This is a genomic window from Rhodococcus sp. LB1 (genome assembly GCF_001583455.1).
Lineage (GTDB): Bacteria > Actinomycetota > Actinomycetes > Mycobacteriales > Mycobacteriaceae > Rhodococcus_F > Rhodococcus_F opacus.
Window position 1 is genome coordinate 1 of sequence record NZ_LTCZ01000058.1, and the last position, 15,867, is coordinate 15,867.

At 67.4% G+C, this 15,867-nt stretch carries 11 protein-coding genes and 1 pseudogene; 4 read left to right on the forward strand and 8 right to left on the reverse strand.

Features of this window, described 5'->3' with window-relative positions:
- Nucleotides 1-434, reverse strand: a 434-nt coding sequence (locus AZG88_RS11195; protein ID WP_156517464.1) for an aldehyde dehydrogenase family protein, incomplete at its 3' end; no start/stop codon positions are given.
- A 111-nt stretch (nt 435-545) separates the two neighbouring features.
- On the opposite strand from AZG88_RS11195, the gene AZG88_RS11200 reads away from it, so the two are divergent.
- The gene (locus AZG88_RS11200) at nt 546-1,439 is read left to right on the forward strand and encodes a LysR family transcriptional regulator (RefSeq protein ID WP_005566524.1); all 894 of its coding nucleotides are present in this window, start codon (nt 546-548) and stop codon (nt 1,437-1,439) included.
- 1 nt (nt 1,440) lies between these two features.
- Here the strand turns inward: AZG88_RS11200 and AZG88_RS11205 are convergent, their stop codons facing one another.
- The 7 genes from AZG88_RS11205 to hisD all read right to left on the reverse strand — a co-directional run bounded on the left by AZG88_RS11205 (nt 1,441) and on the right by hisD (nt 11,298).
- Entirely contained in the window at nt 1,441-2,505 is a 1,065-nt protein-coding gene (locus AZG88_RS11205) for a LacI family DNA-binding transcriptional regulator (RefSeq protein ID WP_025431776.1), read from the reverse strand.
- A 72-nt stretch (nt 2,506-2,577) separates the two neighbouring features.
- Nucleotides 2,578-3,960, reverse strand: coding sequence for an NAD(P)/FAD-dependent oxidoreductase (locus AZG88_RS11210; RefSeq protein WP_061697716.1), 1,383 nt, complete (start codon nt 3,958-3,960; stop codon nt 2,578-2,580).
- Between the two features lie 175 nt (nt 3,961-4,135).
- Complete coding sequence (locus tag AZG88_RS11215; RefSeq protein WP_061697717.1) at nt 4,136-4,975, reverse strand: sugar phosphate isomerase/epimerase family protein; 840 nt, start codon at nt 4,973-4,975, stop codon at nt 4,136-4,138.
- A gap of 12 nt (nt 4,976-4,987) precedes the next feature.
- Entirely contained in the window at nt 4,988-6,787 is a 1,800-nt protein-coding gene (locus AZG88_RS11220; RefSeq protein WP_061697718.1) for a thiamine pyrophosphate-binding protein, read from the reverse strand.
- A gap of 35 nt (nt 6,788-6,822) precedes the next feature.
- A complete protein-coding gene (locus tag AZG88_RS11225; protein WP_061697719.1) occupies nt 6,823-8,409 on the reverse strand; it encodes a GMC oxidoreductase in 1,587 nt (528 codons plus the stop codon).
- 172 nt (nt 8,410-8,581) lie between these two features.
- Nucleotides 8,582-9,976: an aspartate ammonia-lyase gene (locus AZG88_RS11230; RefSeq protein ID WP_061697720.1), complete on the reverse strand. Its 1,395-nt coding sequence runs from the start codon at nt 9,974-9,976 to the stop codon at nt 8,582-8,584.
- Nucleotides 9,973-11,298: a histidinol dehydrogenase gene (gene hisD / locus AZG88_RS11235; RefSeq protein WP_005244770.1), complete on the reverse strand. Its 1,326-nt coding sequence runs from the start codon at nt 11,296-11,298 to the stop codon at nt 9,973-9,975. Before hisD ends, AZG88_RS11230 begins: the two co-directional genes overlap by 4 nt.
- A gap of 132 nt (nt 11,299-11,430) precedes the next feature.
- On the opposite strand from hisD, the gene AZG88_RS11240 reads away from it, so the two are divergent.
- The 3 genes and pseudogenes from AZG88_RS11240 (at nt 11,431) to AZG88_RS11250 (ending at nt 15,852) form a co-directional block, all read left to right on the forward strand.
- Nucleotides 11,431-12,972 (forward strand): PucR family transcriptional regulator, encoded by a 1,542-nt coding sequence (locus AZG88_RS11240; RefSeq protein WP_061697721.1) that lies wholly within the window; start codon nt 11,431-11,433, stop codon nt 12,970-12,972.
- Nucleotides 12,973-13,182: 210 nt separating this feature from the next.
- Nucleotides 13,183-14,499, forward strand: a pseudogene (locus AZG88_RS55275) (MFS transporter); the annotation flags it as partial.
- Nucleotides 14,500-14,616: 117 nt separating this feature from the next.
- Complete coding sequence (locus AZG88_RS11250; protein ID WP_061697722.1) at nt 14,617-15,852, forward strand: MFS transporter; 1,236 nt, start codon at nt 14,617-14,619, stop codon at nt 15,850-15,852.
- Nucleotides 15,853-15,867: the final 15 nt, after the last annotated feature.

The window sequence follows — 15,867 nt, forward strand, 5'->3', positions numbered from 1 at the left end:
ATCCCGACCGGGCCGACGGGTTGGCGGAGGGAGGAGACGTCGATGTTGGTGGAGGCGTTTTCGGTCATGCCGCCCTTGAGTAGGTGCGCGATGCCGCAGGCGAATTCGACGACTTCCTGGCCGCGGGAGACCTCACCCAGGGCGTCGGAGACGACCTTGCCGTGTTCGGCGGTGATGATCTCCGCCAACTCGCCCTTGCGGGCGTTGAGCAGTTCCCGGAATGTGAAGATTACCTGGGTGCGCTTGGCGAGGGAGGTGTCGCGCCAGGCGGGGAACGCGGCCGCGGCGGCGTCGATGACGGCGCGGGCGTCTTCGACGCCGGCCAGGGCCACCTGACCGGTGACGGCACCGGTCGCCGGGTTCGTCACCGGAGCGGTATCGACACGCGTTCCGGGGTAGGACTTGTTGTTGAGCCAATGCGAGATAACGGCCATGGGGTTCACTCCTGGAAAGGTGGGGTGCCCACGAGTCTGCTGGGCAACAATACCTGCGTCAACGAGTAAAATGGCACTTCGGACTGCACTTTTGCACGAGGGATGAGGGCGATGTTCACCGCAGACAACATGCGTTACCTCCTGGAGTTGTCGAGAACCGGCCGCCTCGCCGACGCGGCGAAGCGGCTCGGTGTCGATCACACGACCGTCTCGCGGAGAATCACTCGACTCGAGAAAGACACGGGCACCAGACTTTTCGATCGTGGCGTGTCGGGGTGGCAGCTCACCGAAGCGGGTCGGCGACTGGTTCCCCACGCAGAGGCGGTGGAATCCGCGGTGCTCGCCGCTCTCGACGAAACGTCGTCCCTGGGCGGGCTGACGGGCACCGTCCGCATCATCACTCCCGACGGTTTCGGGTCGTTCGTGCTGGTGCCGGGGTTGGCCGCTCTGCGGTCCGAACACCCCGATCTGTTCACCGAACTCGTCACGTCGACCACCCACGACCTGCTGACCGGGCGCGACTTCGACATCGCGGTCACCCTCGAGCGGCCGTCGCCGCGGTCCGTCGTGGTCCGCAAACTGGCCGAGTACGACCTCCGTCTGTACGCGTCACGGCGCTACCTGGACCAACACGACCCCATCACGTCACTCGAGGATCTCCGGCATCACACGCTCATCTGGTACGTGGATGCGTTCCTCGATGTCGAACCGCTGCGTATCCTCGACGCGCTGATTCCGGATTTCCAGGCCCAGATCCAGACCAACAACATCGCGGGCCACTACCAGGCCGTGAAGCACGGAGTCGGGATCGCGCCGCTGCCGAGCTACATCGGGGCGCTGGACGAGGATCTCGTGCCGGTTCTCCGCGACGACTTCATCGCGCACCGCACCTACTGGTTGGTGGTACCGCGGGAATTGACGCGACTCGCGCGGGTGAAGGCGATCACCGAGGCGCTCTACTCCATCGTCGACGGCAATCCCGAACTGCGAGGCGCAGTAGGGTAACTCACCGATCCGCGGGAACGGGCCCGGAGCTCTCCCGGACGACGAGCTCGGTGGCGAGTGTGATTTCCCGTCCCGCCCCGCCGCCGATGATGTCGAGGAGCAGTTGCGCGGCCTCGCGGCCCTTGTCGACGAGCGGTTGCCGGACCGTCGTGAGTCCGGCGGCTCGGGCCGCGGGGATGTCGTCGAAACCGACCACCGACAGATCCTGCGGCACCCGGAGTCCACGTTCCTGTGCGACGTCGATGGCCGCGAGGGCCAGCAGGTCGGAGGCTGCGATCACGGCGGTCACGGGACCGGCATCGAGCAGCGTCTCGACGGCGGTGCGGGACAGTTCGTAGTCGAACCCGCCGGCTTCGACGACCACGGCGGACGACCACGGCACCGTGAATGTGCGGCAGGCGGACGCGTATCCGGCGAGGCGTTCCTTCATCACGTGGTCTCGTGCGGCCCTGATGCGGGCGGCGTCGACGGGCCCGCCCTTGCCGTCGGGGACGAGCCGGTCGACGAGAAACCCGACACGCCGGTGCCCGAGCGACAGAACATGCTCCGCGATTTCCTTGGCGGCCTGCCGATCCCGGATTCCGACGCGCGGCAGTCCGCCAGGGTTGGGGCCGTCGATCACGACTATCGGCAGCCGGCGGCTCATCGCCGTCTGCATTCCGGGGTGGCCGTCCGGCATCGCGTACGCGAGGAAGCCGTCCACCGCGCCCCGCACGAGCACGCCGGATCCCTCGGCCACCCGGGTCGACTCGAGTGGGCAGGGCAGCAGGGTCAGCGCGACCTCGGCGAGTTCACCGACCTCCGATATGCCCTTCAGCAACTGCGAGGTGGCCGGATCGTCGAACGCGTAGCGCAACGAGTCGGTGATCATCAGCCCCAGCGCACCGACCTGCCCGGTGCGGAGATTGCGGCCCGCGGGGTTGGGGCCGGCGTACCCGAGCTCCGCGGCCACCTGGAATATGTGGGCGCGCCGGGCCGCCGACAGCTTGTGGGGCTGGTTGTACGCGTACGAGACCGCGGCCTGCGACACGCCTGCCGCTCGGGCGACGTCGTGCATCGTGGTCACGAATGCCGATCCTCTCCGTCGCACGGTTACCGAGCCCAGCTTATCGGCCGGACCGCGCGCGTCATCCGGGTGTCAGCTCGCTCTGGCGACAACAGCGTCATCGTCGTCCTCACCCCGGTCGAGGAGAACGAGTTTGCCCATGACGTTGCGTGCCACCACCTGTTGGTCGGTGACCGTCATCTGTCCCCGCCACGACCCGAGGAAGGTCCACGTCCACGACATGAGCGTGGACAGCCGGCTCCGGAACCCGACGACGTAGACGACGTGGACGGCCAGCCACAGGATCCACGCCAGAAATCCTGCGAGTTCGATGCACCCGACCTTCACGACCGCGTTGAACCTCGAGATCGTCGCCATCGACCCCTTGTCCCGGTATCGGAACGGAACACGGTCGGGTGACGTCGCGCGCCCGCCGGCATCGGCCGAGATCTGCCGCGCCGCGTAGCGGCCACCCTGGATCGCGACCTGCGCCACCCCGGGGAGGCGGTCGCGCGCCATCATGTCGCCGATCACGAACACCTCGCGGTGTCCCGGCACCGTCAGGTCCTCGCGGACGGCGATCCGCCCGGCGCGGTCGAGTTCGGCCCCCGACTGCTCGGCCAGCTGCCTGGCCAGCGGGCTGGCTTCCACGCCCGCCGACCACACCTTGCACGCGGATTCGATGCGGACGGTCTCGCCTCGTCCGTCCTTGATCGTCACGCCGTCCGCGTCGACGTCGGTGACGGCCGCCCCGAGCCGCACCTCGACACCGATCTTCTCGAGGCGCTCGGCCGCGGCGGACCCGAGCCGGTCGCCGAACGGCGGCAACACCGCGGACGCGGCGTCGAGCAGGACGATCCGGGCGTCGCGGGTATCGATGTTCCGGTACGCCCCGACGAGGGTTCGGTGGGCCAGTTCCGCTATCTGACCTGCCGTTTCCACCCCGGTCGGTCCTGCACCGACCACCACGAACGTCAGGAGGCGGGCGCGCTCCTCCGGGTCGGTCGACAGTTCGGCTCGTTCGAATGCGCCCAGTATCCGGCCGCGGAGTTCGAGTGCGTCATCGATGGACTTCATGCCGGGGGCGTGTTCGGCGAAGTGGTCGTTACCGAAATACGACTGCCGGGCTCCGGCCGAGACGATCAGACTGTCGTACTCGGTGGTGGTCGTTCTGCCCTGGTGGGTCGAGTTGATCGTGCGCGCGGCCAGGTCGATGTCGGTGACGTCCCCCAGCATCACCGAGGCGTTCGACTGCTTCTTCAGCACCATCCGGGTCGACGGTGCGATCTCGCCCTCGGACAGGATTCCGGTCGCCACCTGGTACAGCAGCGGCTGGAACAGGTGGTGGCTGGTGCGGTCGACGACGAGCACGTCGACGTCGGCGCGGCGTAACGCCTTCGCGGCGAACAGGCCGCCGAATCCGGAACCGATGATCACCACGCGATGACGTGCCTCGGTTCGGGCAGGAGTATTCATGACACGCTCTTCCTGGATCGCGCCTATCGCCATCCGCAGTACTGGTAGGGGTGAAGCGTGCCGCCCGACACACGGGGTGTCGGGCGGCACGGTGGACGCGACGCACCGGAGACTCGAATGTCGGTTCAGGACCCAGCGTGTCGCGAGATCACCTGCAGGACCGGCGACGCCGTTGTCAGCTGCCCTGGATGCGGGTGATCAGATCTGTGAGGTAGGTGTAGCTCTTCTTCGCGGCGTCGAGGCCGCCGCATTCGACCGACAGGACGACGTCGTGGTCGGCGTCGTGCAGGGTCTTCACGATGCGTTCCCAGTCGATGACGCCGTCGCCGCAGGCGCAGCCGAGCATGCCGCGGACCTTGCCGCGCAGCCGTTTCGCGTCCTCGATACCGATGTCCTTGGCGTGCAGGTGCGTGACGCCACCGACGATCTGCTCCAGCCACTCGTGCGGGTCGTTCTCACTGAGGTAGCTGTTGCCGGTGTCGAGGTTGATCGTCAGCGCCGGGCTGTCGATCAGCGTCATGATCTTCTCGAGCCGCTCCGGGGTCGCGGTGTACTCGCCGTGCGTCTCGATCGCGATCTTGATGCCGCGCGGTTCGGCGACCTTCGCCGCCTCCTGCAGCGTGTACCGCATCAGCGTGTAGTTCTCCGCCTCGGTGGTCCACGTCGGCAGCGGTCCGTCGTCGACCATGATCATCGGGGACCCGACCTCGGCCGCGTAGCGGATCGACTGCTTCAGATAGTCGACGCTCACGTCCGGCTTGGCCAGCGGTGCATGACTGGACAGCGAGGAGATGCTCAGCCCGCGTGATTCGGCGGCGTCCCGCATGATCAGCGGGTCGTCGAGCATCGACCGGGTGTGGAAGTACCCGGCCGTGCTCAGCAACTCGCGGCCCCAGTAGACCATCGGCTCGACGTACTTGTAGCCGATCGCCGCGGCCTGGTCCATGGCCCAGTCGAACGACCCGTTCTCGAAGCGGGCGAACTCCAGATTCAGACCGAGTTTGATCTGTCCCATGCCGGTCTCCGATCAGAATCCGCGTTGCGCGACGTAGTCGTCACGAACCTCGCCGTGGTATGCGGGAACGGTGATGTCCCACCAGCCGGTCGGGTGCATTTCCGTCCACGGCAGCTCGTGGGCGCTCATCGCCTCGATGATCACCGGGCCCGGCGTCGCGAACGCGCGCTCGATCGCGTCGGCCAGCTTCTCCGGGTCCTCGACGCGCTCGGCGCTGCAGCCGAGTGACTGAGCGAATCGGGTGATGTCGGCGAAATACGGTGTCCCGTCGAGGTTCTTCCACCCGGAGATGATTTCGCGTTCTTCACCGAACAGGCTGATCTGGAGGTCCTTGATCGCCTCCCAGCCGCCGTTGTTGAGTACGACGATCACCAGCGGCACCCCGAGCATCGCGGCGGTCGCGATCTCGGTGCCGGTCTGGAGGAAGCTGCCGTCGCCGACCATCGCCAGGACCGGGGTGTCCGGGGCGCCGATCTGCGCACCGATCGCGGCGGGCACACCGAATCCGATGCCGGAGAAGCCGCCGGCCACGATGTTGGTCTTCGGCCCGTAGATCGGGAACTCGTTGAACGCCTGGTTCGCGGGGTTGGACGAGTCGGTGACCAGAATGCCCTCGCGCGGAAGGGCCTTGCGGATCTCGACCATCGCCCGTGAGTTGGTCATCGGCAGGTAGTCGGTGGTCCGCATCGGCCGCAGGTGCTCTTCCCACTGCGCCTTGAGGTCCTGCAGTTCGGAGAAGTAGTCGGTGTTGCGGTAGTCGAGGGCAGGCCCGAGGTCGGCGAGCACGTCGCGCAGCGCGGCGAGGGACGTTTTCGCGTCGCCGACGACGCCGACCTCGACCGGGTAGTTGCGGCCGATCTCGAAGCCGTCGATGTCGATCTGCACGAGCTTGGTGTTCGGGATGTCGAACGTGACGCCGGGACGGTACGACGACGTGATGCGGTCGCTGAACCGGCAGCCGACGGCGAGGATCACGTCGGCTGTGCGGGTCACGCCGTTGCCGGGAATCGAACCCATGTCGCCGCACGGCCACGCGTAGAGGTCGTGGTCGGCGGGGAACGCGCCCTTGCCCTGGAACGAGTGCGTCACCGGTGCGCCGAGGTGCTCGGCGACGGCCATCAACTCGGCGGCGGCCTCGGCGTGGATGACGCCGCCGCCGGCCACGATGACGGGACGTTTCGCACCGGCCAGCAGGCGTGCGGCCTCGGCGATCACGGCCGGGTCACCGGTTGCGCGGGTGGCGGGACGGCGGGCACCGGTGTCGGGGGTGTGGTCGCCGTACTCGGCCTGCAGGTCCTGCGGGATGTCGACGAGCACGGGTCCGCGCCTGCCCTCGTGCATGGTGTTGAACGCCTGAGCGAGCGCCACCGGAAGCTGTTCGAGGCGGCTGGGCTGCCACCAGCGCTTGACCACCGGTTCCACCATGCGGGGAAAGTTGTTGCCGTGCGGGCGGTCGATCTCCTGGAGCACCCCGCGGTTCTCCATGTAGGTGTGCACGGCACCGGTGATCAGGAGCATCGGCATCGAGTCGGCGAAGGCCGTCGCGAGTCCGGTGAGGGTGTTGGTCGCGCCCGGTCCGATGGAGGTACAGATCGCGGCGATCTTGCCGGATGCCCGGTAGTAGCCGTCGGCCATGTGAGCGGCGCCCTGTTCGTGCATGGCCGGCACCAGTTCGATCTCGTCGGCTCGGTCGACGAACGCGTCGAGGAGGGCGGTGTTGCCGTGTCCGGGGATCGCGAAGACCTTCTCGACTCCCTCGCGGATGAGGAAGTCGACGACCATCTGTCCGCCGGTGAGTTTCTGTGTTGTCATCGAAGAGGCTTTCTGGGTGTGGTGGGGGCGAAGCGTCACAGGGACGCGGACTGGGCCGGGGTGTCGTGGGAACGGGTCTTGCCGATTCGGTCGGCGATGCTCTCGGCGACGCGGAAGGCGTTGGCCGCGATGGACAGGGCAGGGTTCATCACGGGCAGGGACGGGAAGAAGGACGAGTCGACGACGTACAGGTTGTCGACGTCGTGGGCGCGGCAGTCGGCGTCGAGCACGGAGGTCGCGGGGTCGGTTCCGGCCCGCACGGTGCCGGCCTGGTGGGAGTTGACCTCGATGCCGGTGCCCTGGCTGAAGACGAACGGATAGCCGATCTTCCGGAGGATCTTCCGCACCTCGCGGACGAGTACCTCGTGGGCGCGAGTGTTGTTGGGGGTCCACGCGATCTGGATGTTGCCGTCGTCGGTGAGGGTGACGCGGTTGTCCGGATCCGGCAGATCCTCGGTGAACAGCCACCAATCCATGCTGCGCGCGGTGGCCTGGCTCAGCGCCCACTTGGGGATCAGCGGCCGCTGGCCCTTGATCATCTCGCCCTGCAACTTGCCGATGAGTTGCACGTGTCCCAGCGGATAGGGGTGGTCCGCGGTGCCGTGGGTGTAGAAATCGTTGATGTACAACGTCTTCTGGAACTCGGATGTGTTCTTCTTCAGCGGGTTGATGCCGACCATGATGGAGTTGTTGTGCACCATGTAGTTTCGTCCGACCATGCCGGAGGAGTTGGCGAGACCGTCCGGGTGTGCGGCGTTCGCCGACCGTAGCAGCAGCGCCGCGGAGTTGACGGCGCCACAGGACACCACCACGGTGCGTGCGTCGACGACGACTTCGGTGCCGCGGTGCCGGAGTCGTACGCCGGTGGCCTGTTTGCCGGTCTCGTCGGTGAGGACGCGCTCGGCGTACGCGTTGGTCAGCAGTTCCACCGAGCCGGACGCGACGGCCGGCCGGACGCAGCGCACATCCGCGTCCGACTTCGCCAGTACCCGGCAGGGGAACCCGTCGCAGGTCTGACAGCGGATACATCCGCCGCCGTCCCGCAGATCGATGCCCAGTGGGATGTTCGACGGCGTGTATCCGAGACGCCGCAGTGCGTCGGCCGCCTCCTGCACCGGTGGCTCGTGTCCGATCGCCGGGTAGGGGAAGGGCTCGTCACGGGGGAGCGTGGGGTCGTCGGTGTGATCGCCGTGGACCCGGTACACCTGTTCTGCCCGTGCGTAATACGGCGCGAAGTCGTCGTACGTGAAGGGCCACTCGGGAGATTCGCCGTCCTCGTGTTGCGTCGACTGGAAGTCTTCCCGACGGAACCGGACGAGCGACGAACCGTACAGCTTGGTGTTCCCGCCGACGTAGTAGTACGTGCCGGGGCTGAACGGCCTCCCCTCGGGGTCGTACCACTGCTCGGCGTTCGCGTACCGGTGTCCCTCGAAGACTTCCCGGGGGTCCCAGTTCTGCTTTTCCTGCGGCAGGAAGTCGCCGCGCTCGATCAGAAGCACATCGACTCCCGAGTCCGCGAGCGCGTAGGCGAGCGTTCCGCCGCCCATTCCGCTGCCGACGATGACGACGTCGTAGCTGTGTTTGCTCGGGCCTGTGGGCTCCCCCACGTATGCGTCGCTCATGGGTACTGCTCCTCGGTCGTAGAGAGTGGTGTCGACGTTCTGCCGGGCGGGTCGACGCGAACCGGCAGTCGGTGAAGTGGTTATACGTATAACTAAAGGTTAGCGGCAGTGTGGTGGATGTCAACCCCACGCGAGCAACTCATCCCGACGGGGGATGAGCTGCTCGCCGCCGTCAGGGCACGAGCGGTCGAGTGAGGTTCTCCGGCCGCAGCACGTCGTCGAGTTGCTCCCGGCTGAGCAGACCCCGTTCGAGCACGAGCGCGGCGACGGTGCGCCCGGTCGCGAGGGCGTCGGCGGCGATCGCGGTGGCCGCGGTGTACCCGATGTGCGGGTTGAGGGCGGTGACGACGCCGATGGACGCGTCCACCATGTTCTTCAGATGGTCGATGTTCGCGCCGATGCCGACCACGCAGCGCTCCCGCAGGACGGTGCATCCGCGAGTGAGCAGTTCGATCGTCTCGAACAGGCTGTGCGCGATGACCGGCTCGAAGGCATTGAGCTGAAGCTGCCCACCCTCGGCCGCCATCGTCACGGTCAGGTCGTTGCCGACGACCCGGAAGGCGATCTGGTTCACCACCTCCGGGATCACCGGGTTCACCTTGCCCGGCATGATCGACGACCCCGCCTGCACGGGCGGCAACGTGATCTCCCCGAAGCCGGCGCGCGGCCCCGACGACAGGAGCCGGAGGTCGTTGCAGATCTTGGACAGCTTCACCGCGGTCCGCTTGAGGACCCCGGACAGCTGGACGAACGCCCCGACGTCCTGCGTGGCTTCGATCAGGTCGGACGCCGTCGTCACTTCGATCCCGGTGATCGCAGCAAGGTGCTCGCGCACGCGCCACGCGTACTCGTGGTGCGCGTTGAGACCGGTCCCGATCGCTGTTCCGCCCAGATTGATCTCGGAGATGAGCGTCGCCGCCTCCCCCAGCCGCTGAGAATCCTCGTCGATCATGAGAGCGAACGTCGCGATCTCCTGGCCGAGGGTCATCGGAACCGCATCCTGCAATTGGGTACGGCCGACCTTGAGGACGTCGGAGAACTCCGTCGACTTCACCGCGAATGCCGCAGCCAAGTCCTGCATGGCCGCCCGCAGCCTGGTCAGGGCGGTTTGCAGGCCGGCCTTGATCGCGGTGGGGTAGACGTCGTTCGTGCTCTGGCTCATGTTCACGTGCTCGAGTGGATGGAGATACTCGTAGCGGCCGCGCCGGTGACCGAGCAATTCCAGAGCCCGGTTGGCCACCACCTCGTTCGCGTTCATGTTCGTCGACGTGCCGGCGCCGCCCTGGATGACATCCACGACGAACTGGTCGCGCAGCGCGCCGGCCCGGATCTCCTCGCAGGCCGCCACGATGGCGTCCGCTTCGCGCCGCGGCAGCAGGCCGAGGCCGGCATTGGACTGCGCTGCCGCCTGCTTGACGGACGCCAGCGCCGACACGAGGTCGGGATGGCTGGCCAGCGGAATGCCGGTGATCGGGAAGTTCTCCGTCGCCCGCAGCGTGTGGATGCCGTAGTAGGCGTCGTCGGGGACCTCGCGGTCGCCGAGGAGGTCGTGTTCGATGCGGGTCATCGTTCGGACGTCACCCGGGTCGGGATGTCGCCCCACGGGAGCGGGGCGTTGCCGAACTTGGCGGCGCGAAGGTCGCCGGAGCGGGCGTGTCCCTCGAACTTCTCCAGACGCGACAGGCGGCCGCACACCTCGCCGAGCTTCGCGCTGCTGCCGAGGTCGCGCACCTCCTGATAGGTGAGCGTCTTGAGGAACTTGCCCACCCACAGACCGCCCGTGTAGCGGGCCGCACCGAGCGTCGGGAGGACGTGGTTGGTGCCGATCAGCTTGTCGCCGTAGGGAACACACGTGCCTTCGCCGAGGAACAGGGCGCCGTAGTTCCGCATGGAGGTCAGGGCCTGACGGGGGTCCTCGGTGAGGATCTGGACGTGCTCCGACGCGAAGACGTCGGCGAGCCGGTACGCCTCGTCGAGGGTGTCCACCACGTGGATCTGGCCGTGATCACGCCACGCGGGGCCGGCGATGGCATTGGTGACCAAGCCGGGGAGCAGGGCGTCGATGTGATCGATCACCGCTCGTCCCACGGACTCCGACGTGGTGATCAGCACGCACGGCGAATCCGGGCCGTGCTCGGCCTGGCTCAGCAGATCGACGGCGATGGTGAACGGGTCGGCCAGGTCGTCGGCGACGATGAGCGTTTCGGTCGGACCGGCGAAGAGGTCGATCCCGACCTCCCCGAACAGCTGGCGCTTCGCCTCGGCCACGTAGGCGTTGCCGGGGCCGGTGAGGATGGACACCGGGTCGATGGTCTCGGTGCCCAGCGCGAGTGCGGCGACGGCCTGCACTCCGCCGAGGACGAAGATCTCGTCGGCGCCGGCGAGGTGCATCGCCGCGACACTGATCTGCGGCGGCTCCCCGGCATTCGGAGGCGTCGTCGCGGCGACACGTTCCACACCCGCGACCTTCGCGGTGAGAACCGTCATGTGCGCGGAAGCGGTCAGCGGGTAGCGCCCGCCGGGGACGTAGGCGGCAGCCGCGTCGATCGGGACGTTGCGGTGCCCGAGGAACACACCCGGGAGGGTCTCGACCTCGAGATCCTGGATGGAGTCCCGCTGCGCCTGGGCGAAGTCGCGAATCTGGCGCTGCGCGAATCGCAGATCGTCGAGGACGGTCTCGGGAACGGACTTCACGATCTCCGCCACCCGGTCCTCGCTCAGCCGGAACGACTCGGGGGACCAGCCGTCGAACTTCTCGGAGTACTTCCGGACGGCGTCGTCGCCGTTCGCGCGGACATCGGCGATGACGGCGGCGACGGTGTCGACCACGGCGGGGTTGCTCGCCCGCTGCGCTGGTTCACCGACGGCGGCCTTGAGAACGAATGACATGGGATGCTTCCTTCGGATGAGCGAGGGACTGGATCTGTTGCCACTCAGCATCGCGGTGCCACACGTGTTTCCGACAGTTGCATTGTGGGAACTATTTGCGTCGGTTCATGCACGTTCTGTGTACCATTGAGCATGGTTTTCACCGTCGCCGACGCTCTCGACATCGATCTCCTGAAAGACGCGGGAGCCCGTGTCCTGACCGGATCGGGCAGCCTCGACCGTGAGGTCCGCTGGGTGCATTCCTCGGAGATCTCGGATATCGCCCGCTTCCTCCGGGGTGGAGAATTACTCCTGACCGCCGGGCTCGGAATGGGCAGCACGGGCGCCCTTCAACAGGTGTTCGTCCGCGCAGCCGCTCATGCCGGGGCCGCCGCTCTCGTCATCGAGGAGTCGGGACGGATGTTCGACCGCGTACCGGATGCAGTAGTCGCCGAAGGGCAGGCCTGCGGCCTGCCGATCATCGCCCTTGCCCGCGAGGTGTCGTTCGCCGGTGTCTCGTCGCAGGTCCACGAGATCCTGACCGACAAGCGCCTGCAGGCGCTCACCCACGAACGGGAAGTCGAGTCCACGTTCTCGAACCTCCTCCTGGACGGCGCCGACTACCTCTCGATCGTGCAGACGCTGGCCGAACTCACCGACGGCACGGTGGTGCTCGAGAACATCGCGCATCGCGTGATGGCGTACGTCGGCGAATTCGACGAGGAAGCCGGCATCGAGGGCTGGGACCGGCACGCGCGGGGCCTCCACAGCGACGACAGCGGATGCGTCCGCAGGCCGGTCCTGATGCGCGGTCAGCCGTGGGGCTGGATTCACGTCTTCACCGACCGGCCCGCGACCGAACGGGCCACCGCGGCCTTCGCGACCGAGCGTGCCGCCGCGGCCGTCGCGATCTCGTTGCTGACCGACCGCAGCCGGGAAGCGAGGGACGATCAGCGGAGCACGGCATTGATCACGCGACTGCTGATCGGGGATCTCTCCGGGGCCGAATTCGTCGACCAGGCAGGAAGACTCGGATATCAGCTGGGGTCGGGACAGATCGTCGTCGTCATCGCGAACAAGGATGCCCGCGACGAGTCGTCCGGGCCGCGGGCCGGCCGTCAGATCGACACGGGTGCGATCAGCGCCGACATGGGCGACTACGTCGTGGCCGTGGCGGCGGAGTCCGGCCGAACCCGCGCCGAACTCGCGGGCCTGCTCGGGAAGATGGAGCACGGCGGCGGCATGAGCCGCGCGGTGCCCGCATCGATGCTGCAGGTCGCGGTCACGCAGGCGAAGAGTGCCGCCGCGGTGTCGCGCTCCCTGCCTGCCTCACCGATGCTGCATTTCGACGACCTCGGCGTCGAACGTCTGCTCGTGACGTTGGCGCAGGGTCCCGAGCTCGCCAGCTTCGTCGAGGACGAACTCGGCCCACTGCTCACGAAGGATGCGCAGTCCACCACCCCGCTGTTGCCGACACTGCGCGCCTTCCTCGCCGTCGACGGCCGCAAGACCGAAGCGGCCGAGAAACTCTTCATCCAGCGCCGGACGTTGTACAACCGGCTCGACCGCATCGCCGCGATCCTGGGCAAATCCCTGGACGACGCCGCCACTCGCCAGAGCCTGCTGCTCGCGGTGAAGGGGCTGGATCTGCTCGAGGGGTCGTCCATCGTGGCTCGGCGGAGTGGGCGACCATGATTACGGAGCGGGCGGCCATGACACGGTCGGCGCCGGCTTCTCATTCTGTGCAGTCTGCGCGCAGTAGGTACACGGTCTGTACCTGTTGTGCGGCGCGTCACCTTCGTAGTGTTTTCTTCGAGATTCCGGCCATCCAGTCGGCGTTGATCGAAAGTTCACGCACTCGCTACTCGCTGAACGGATGCCTACCCCCGTAGGCGCCCGCGGCGATCCGAGACCTACCGCAAGGACGAAATCATGGCAACACATGGAGCAGGCACCGCTCCCGTGCTCGACCATACACGCGTGCGTAAGGCGCGAATCGCGACATTTTTCGGCTTCTTCCAGCTGGGCGCCGTGATGTTGATGTGGTCGACGAGCACCACCTCGTTGCGTAGTCACCTCGGATGGGAAGGCGACGGCGGCGACTCCCAGTTCGGCCTCCTCGCGCTGTCGATCGGCATCGGTGCCGCTGTCGGCTGCTTCGCCATCGGCCCCTTCATCGACCGGTACGGCCCGAGAAACACGGCCATGCCCACGATGGTCGTCTACCCCCTCTGTTACATCCCCCTCGCGTTCCTCGACGGACTGGTCGGGGCGATGGTGATCGGCGTACTCATCGGACTGCTCCGCGGTGCCTTCGACACGGCGTTCAACACTCACGGTGTGCAGGTCGAGCGGTACTACGGGCGACCCATCATGTCCGCGTTCCACGCCGCCTACCCGGCGGGTGGTTTCGTTCTCGGACTCGTCGGCAGCGCCCTGGCGCGGCACTTCACCGACAGCCCGGCCGTCGCCTACATCTCGATCGGCGTGGTCCTGTCGGTACTCGGTGTCGTCTTCGGCAAATGGCTTCTCTCGCTCGACGAGTTGCTGCCTCCGGACCAGGACGAGATTCCGGGCGCCGCCGACCCCGCGCATCCGGGGAAGCGTTCGGCCACCACGGCGACGCTCCTGGTGATGATCGGATTCGGTGTGCTCCTGCTCGGATCGATGTTGAGCGAGGGCGCGGTTCTGGACTGGGGTCAGGAATTCGTTCGCCGCGCGGTCGGCACCACGGCGGGCCTGGCAGCGACGGCTGTCACGCTCTACTCGGGAGCGCAGTTCGTCGGCCGGTTGTTCGGCGACAAGCTGGCCGAGTATTTCGGCGCTCGACTCATCGTCGGTGCGAGCGGTGTCATCGGTGCCGCCGGTGCGCTTCTCGCGATGCTGGGTGGCTCGGCGCCGCTCGCCCTCACCGGCTTCGTGCTGCTGGGACTCGGCCTGGCGTGCATGGCGCCACTCATGCTGTCGGCGGCGGGGCGGCGCGATCCCGAGAATGCGGGGCGGAACATCGGTCTGGTCAACGCCATCGGATATGTCGGCATGCTCGTCGGGCCGGCCGCGATCACCGTCGTCGTCGACAACCTCGGTATCGAATGGATGCCGCTTCTGCCGGCCATCCTTCTCGCACTGATCGCGATCGGCGGTCCCGCGCTGATGCGCCTGGTGCCGCGCTACCACAAGCCGGCATCGGAGACGAGCAGGCACGAGGTCGCGACCGGGTAGGTCGTCCGGCACTTCCGGTTCCTGCGGTCCGGTACCTCTTCCGAGGTGCCGGACCGCCTTTCGTGTCGTTACCCGGTGATACGATTAACCATCCCCCGAGACGAACAGGAGACAGGTGTGCCTACCCGGAGTCCGCCGTTGAAGCGCGGTGAGCGCGGCTGGAAAGCAGCAACTTTCGTCATCTTCGTCGGAACGGGGATCACCTATGCTTCCTGGGTGACCCGCACCCCGGCCATTCGCTCGTCCCTGGGAGTCGGCACGGGCGACATGGGTCTGATCATTCTCGGTCTGTCGATCGGATCGATGGCGGGGCTGCTGCTCGCCGGTCCCGTCGTCGCCCGGATCGGTGCCCGTCACGTCATCGCGGCCGCGGCCACGGTCGCGAGCCTCGGCCTGTTCACGGTGGGACTCGGTTCGGGTGTCGCGATCGCGGCCCTGGTCGGTCTGGGACTCGCGTTCACCGGTGCGGGATTCGGCATGTGCGAGGTGGCCCTCAACGTCGAGGGTGCAGCGATCGAGAAGCGCATGGGACGCAGCTTCCTTCCGTCGCTGCACGGTGCGTTCAGTCTCGGAACGCTCGCCGGCGCGGGCCTCGGGGCGGTCGCCGAACTGCTCGATGTTCCGGTGCCGGTGCATCTCGGGGTGCTGGCCGTCGTGGTCCTCGTGTCGAGCGTGAGCGTCGTGGCGCTGCTCCCTCCGGCTACCGGACGAGAGGCCGGGCGCACCCGCCGTCGATCCGGCACGTCCGGCGGTCCGACCATCTGGCGGGACACCCGGATCGTTCTCCTCGGCCTGATCGCGCTGGGCATGGCGTTCGCGGAAGGCAGCGCCAACGATTGGCTTCCACTGGGAATCGTCGACGGGTACGGCGTCGGGTCGGCCACCGGCGCCGCGTTCTACGTCGTGTTCGTGGCCGCGATGACGTCGGGCCGCCTACTCGGCGGGCGCGTCGTCGACCGGTACGGCCGCTCTGCGACCGTCCGCTGGTCCGCGGCGCTCGCGGTGGCGGGGGTCCTGATCGTGATCCTGGCGGGGAACCTGGTTCTCGCCGCGCTCGGCTGTGCGTTGTGGGGTGTCGGTGTCGCTCTTGGATTTCCGCTCGCACTGTCCGCGGCAGCCGACTCGGGTGCCGACGCCGCGCGACGCGTCAGCGCGGTGTCGACGCTCGGGTACATGGCGTTTCTGGTCGGGCCGCCGCTCCTCGGGCTGCTCGGTGAGCAGTTCGGGCTCCTGCAGGCCTTCTACGTCGTCCTCGCCGGCGCCGTCCTCGCCGGGTTGGTGGCGAGTGCGGCCGGGGAAACCCGCGAGACGGAGGATTTTCCGCTCGCCGAGGAGTGGATCGGCTCGAAGTGATCACGCGTTCGCCCG

Coding starts and splice junctions, on each gene's coding strand:
- AZG88_RS11200 (WP_005566524.1), top strand. CDS start 546: ATGTTCACCGCAGACAACATGCGTTACCTCCTGGAGTTGTCGAGAACC.
- AZG88_RS11210 (WP_061697716.1), bottom strand. CDS start 3,960: ATGAATACTCCTGCCCGAACCGAGGCACGTCATCGCGTGGTGATCATC.
- AZG88_RS11215 (WP_061697717.1), bottom strand. CDS start 4,975: ATGGGACAGATCAAACTCGGTCTGAATCTGGAGTTCGCCCGCTTCGAG.
- AZG88_RS11220 (WP_061697718.1), bottom strand. CDS start 6,787: ATGACAACACAGAAACTCACCGGCGGACAGATGGTCGTCGACTTCCTC.
- AZG88_RS11225 (WP_061697719.1), bottom strand. CDS start 8,409: ATGAGCGACGCATACGTGGGGGAGCCCACAGGCCCGAGCAAACACAGC.
- AZG88_RS11230 (WP_061697720.1), bottom strand. CDS start 9,976: ATGACCCGCATCGAACACGACCTCCTCGGCGACCGCGAGGTCCCCGAC.
- hisD (WP_005244770.1), bottom strand. CDS start 11,298: ATGTCATTCGTTCTCAAGGCCGCCGTCGGTGAACCAGCGCAGCGGGCG.
- AZG88_RS11240 (WP_061697721.1), top strand. CDS start 11,431: ATGGTTTTCACCGTCGCCGACGCTCTCGACATCGATCTCCTGAAAGAC.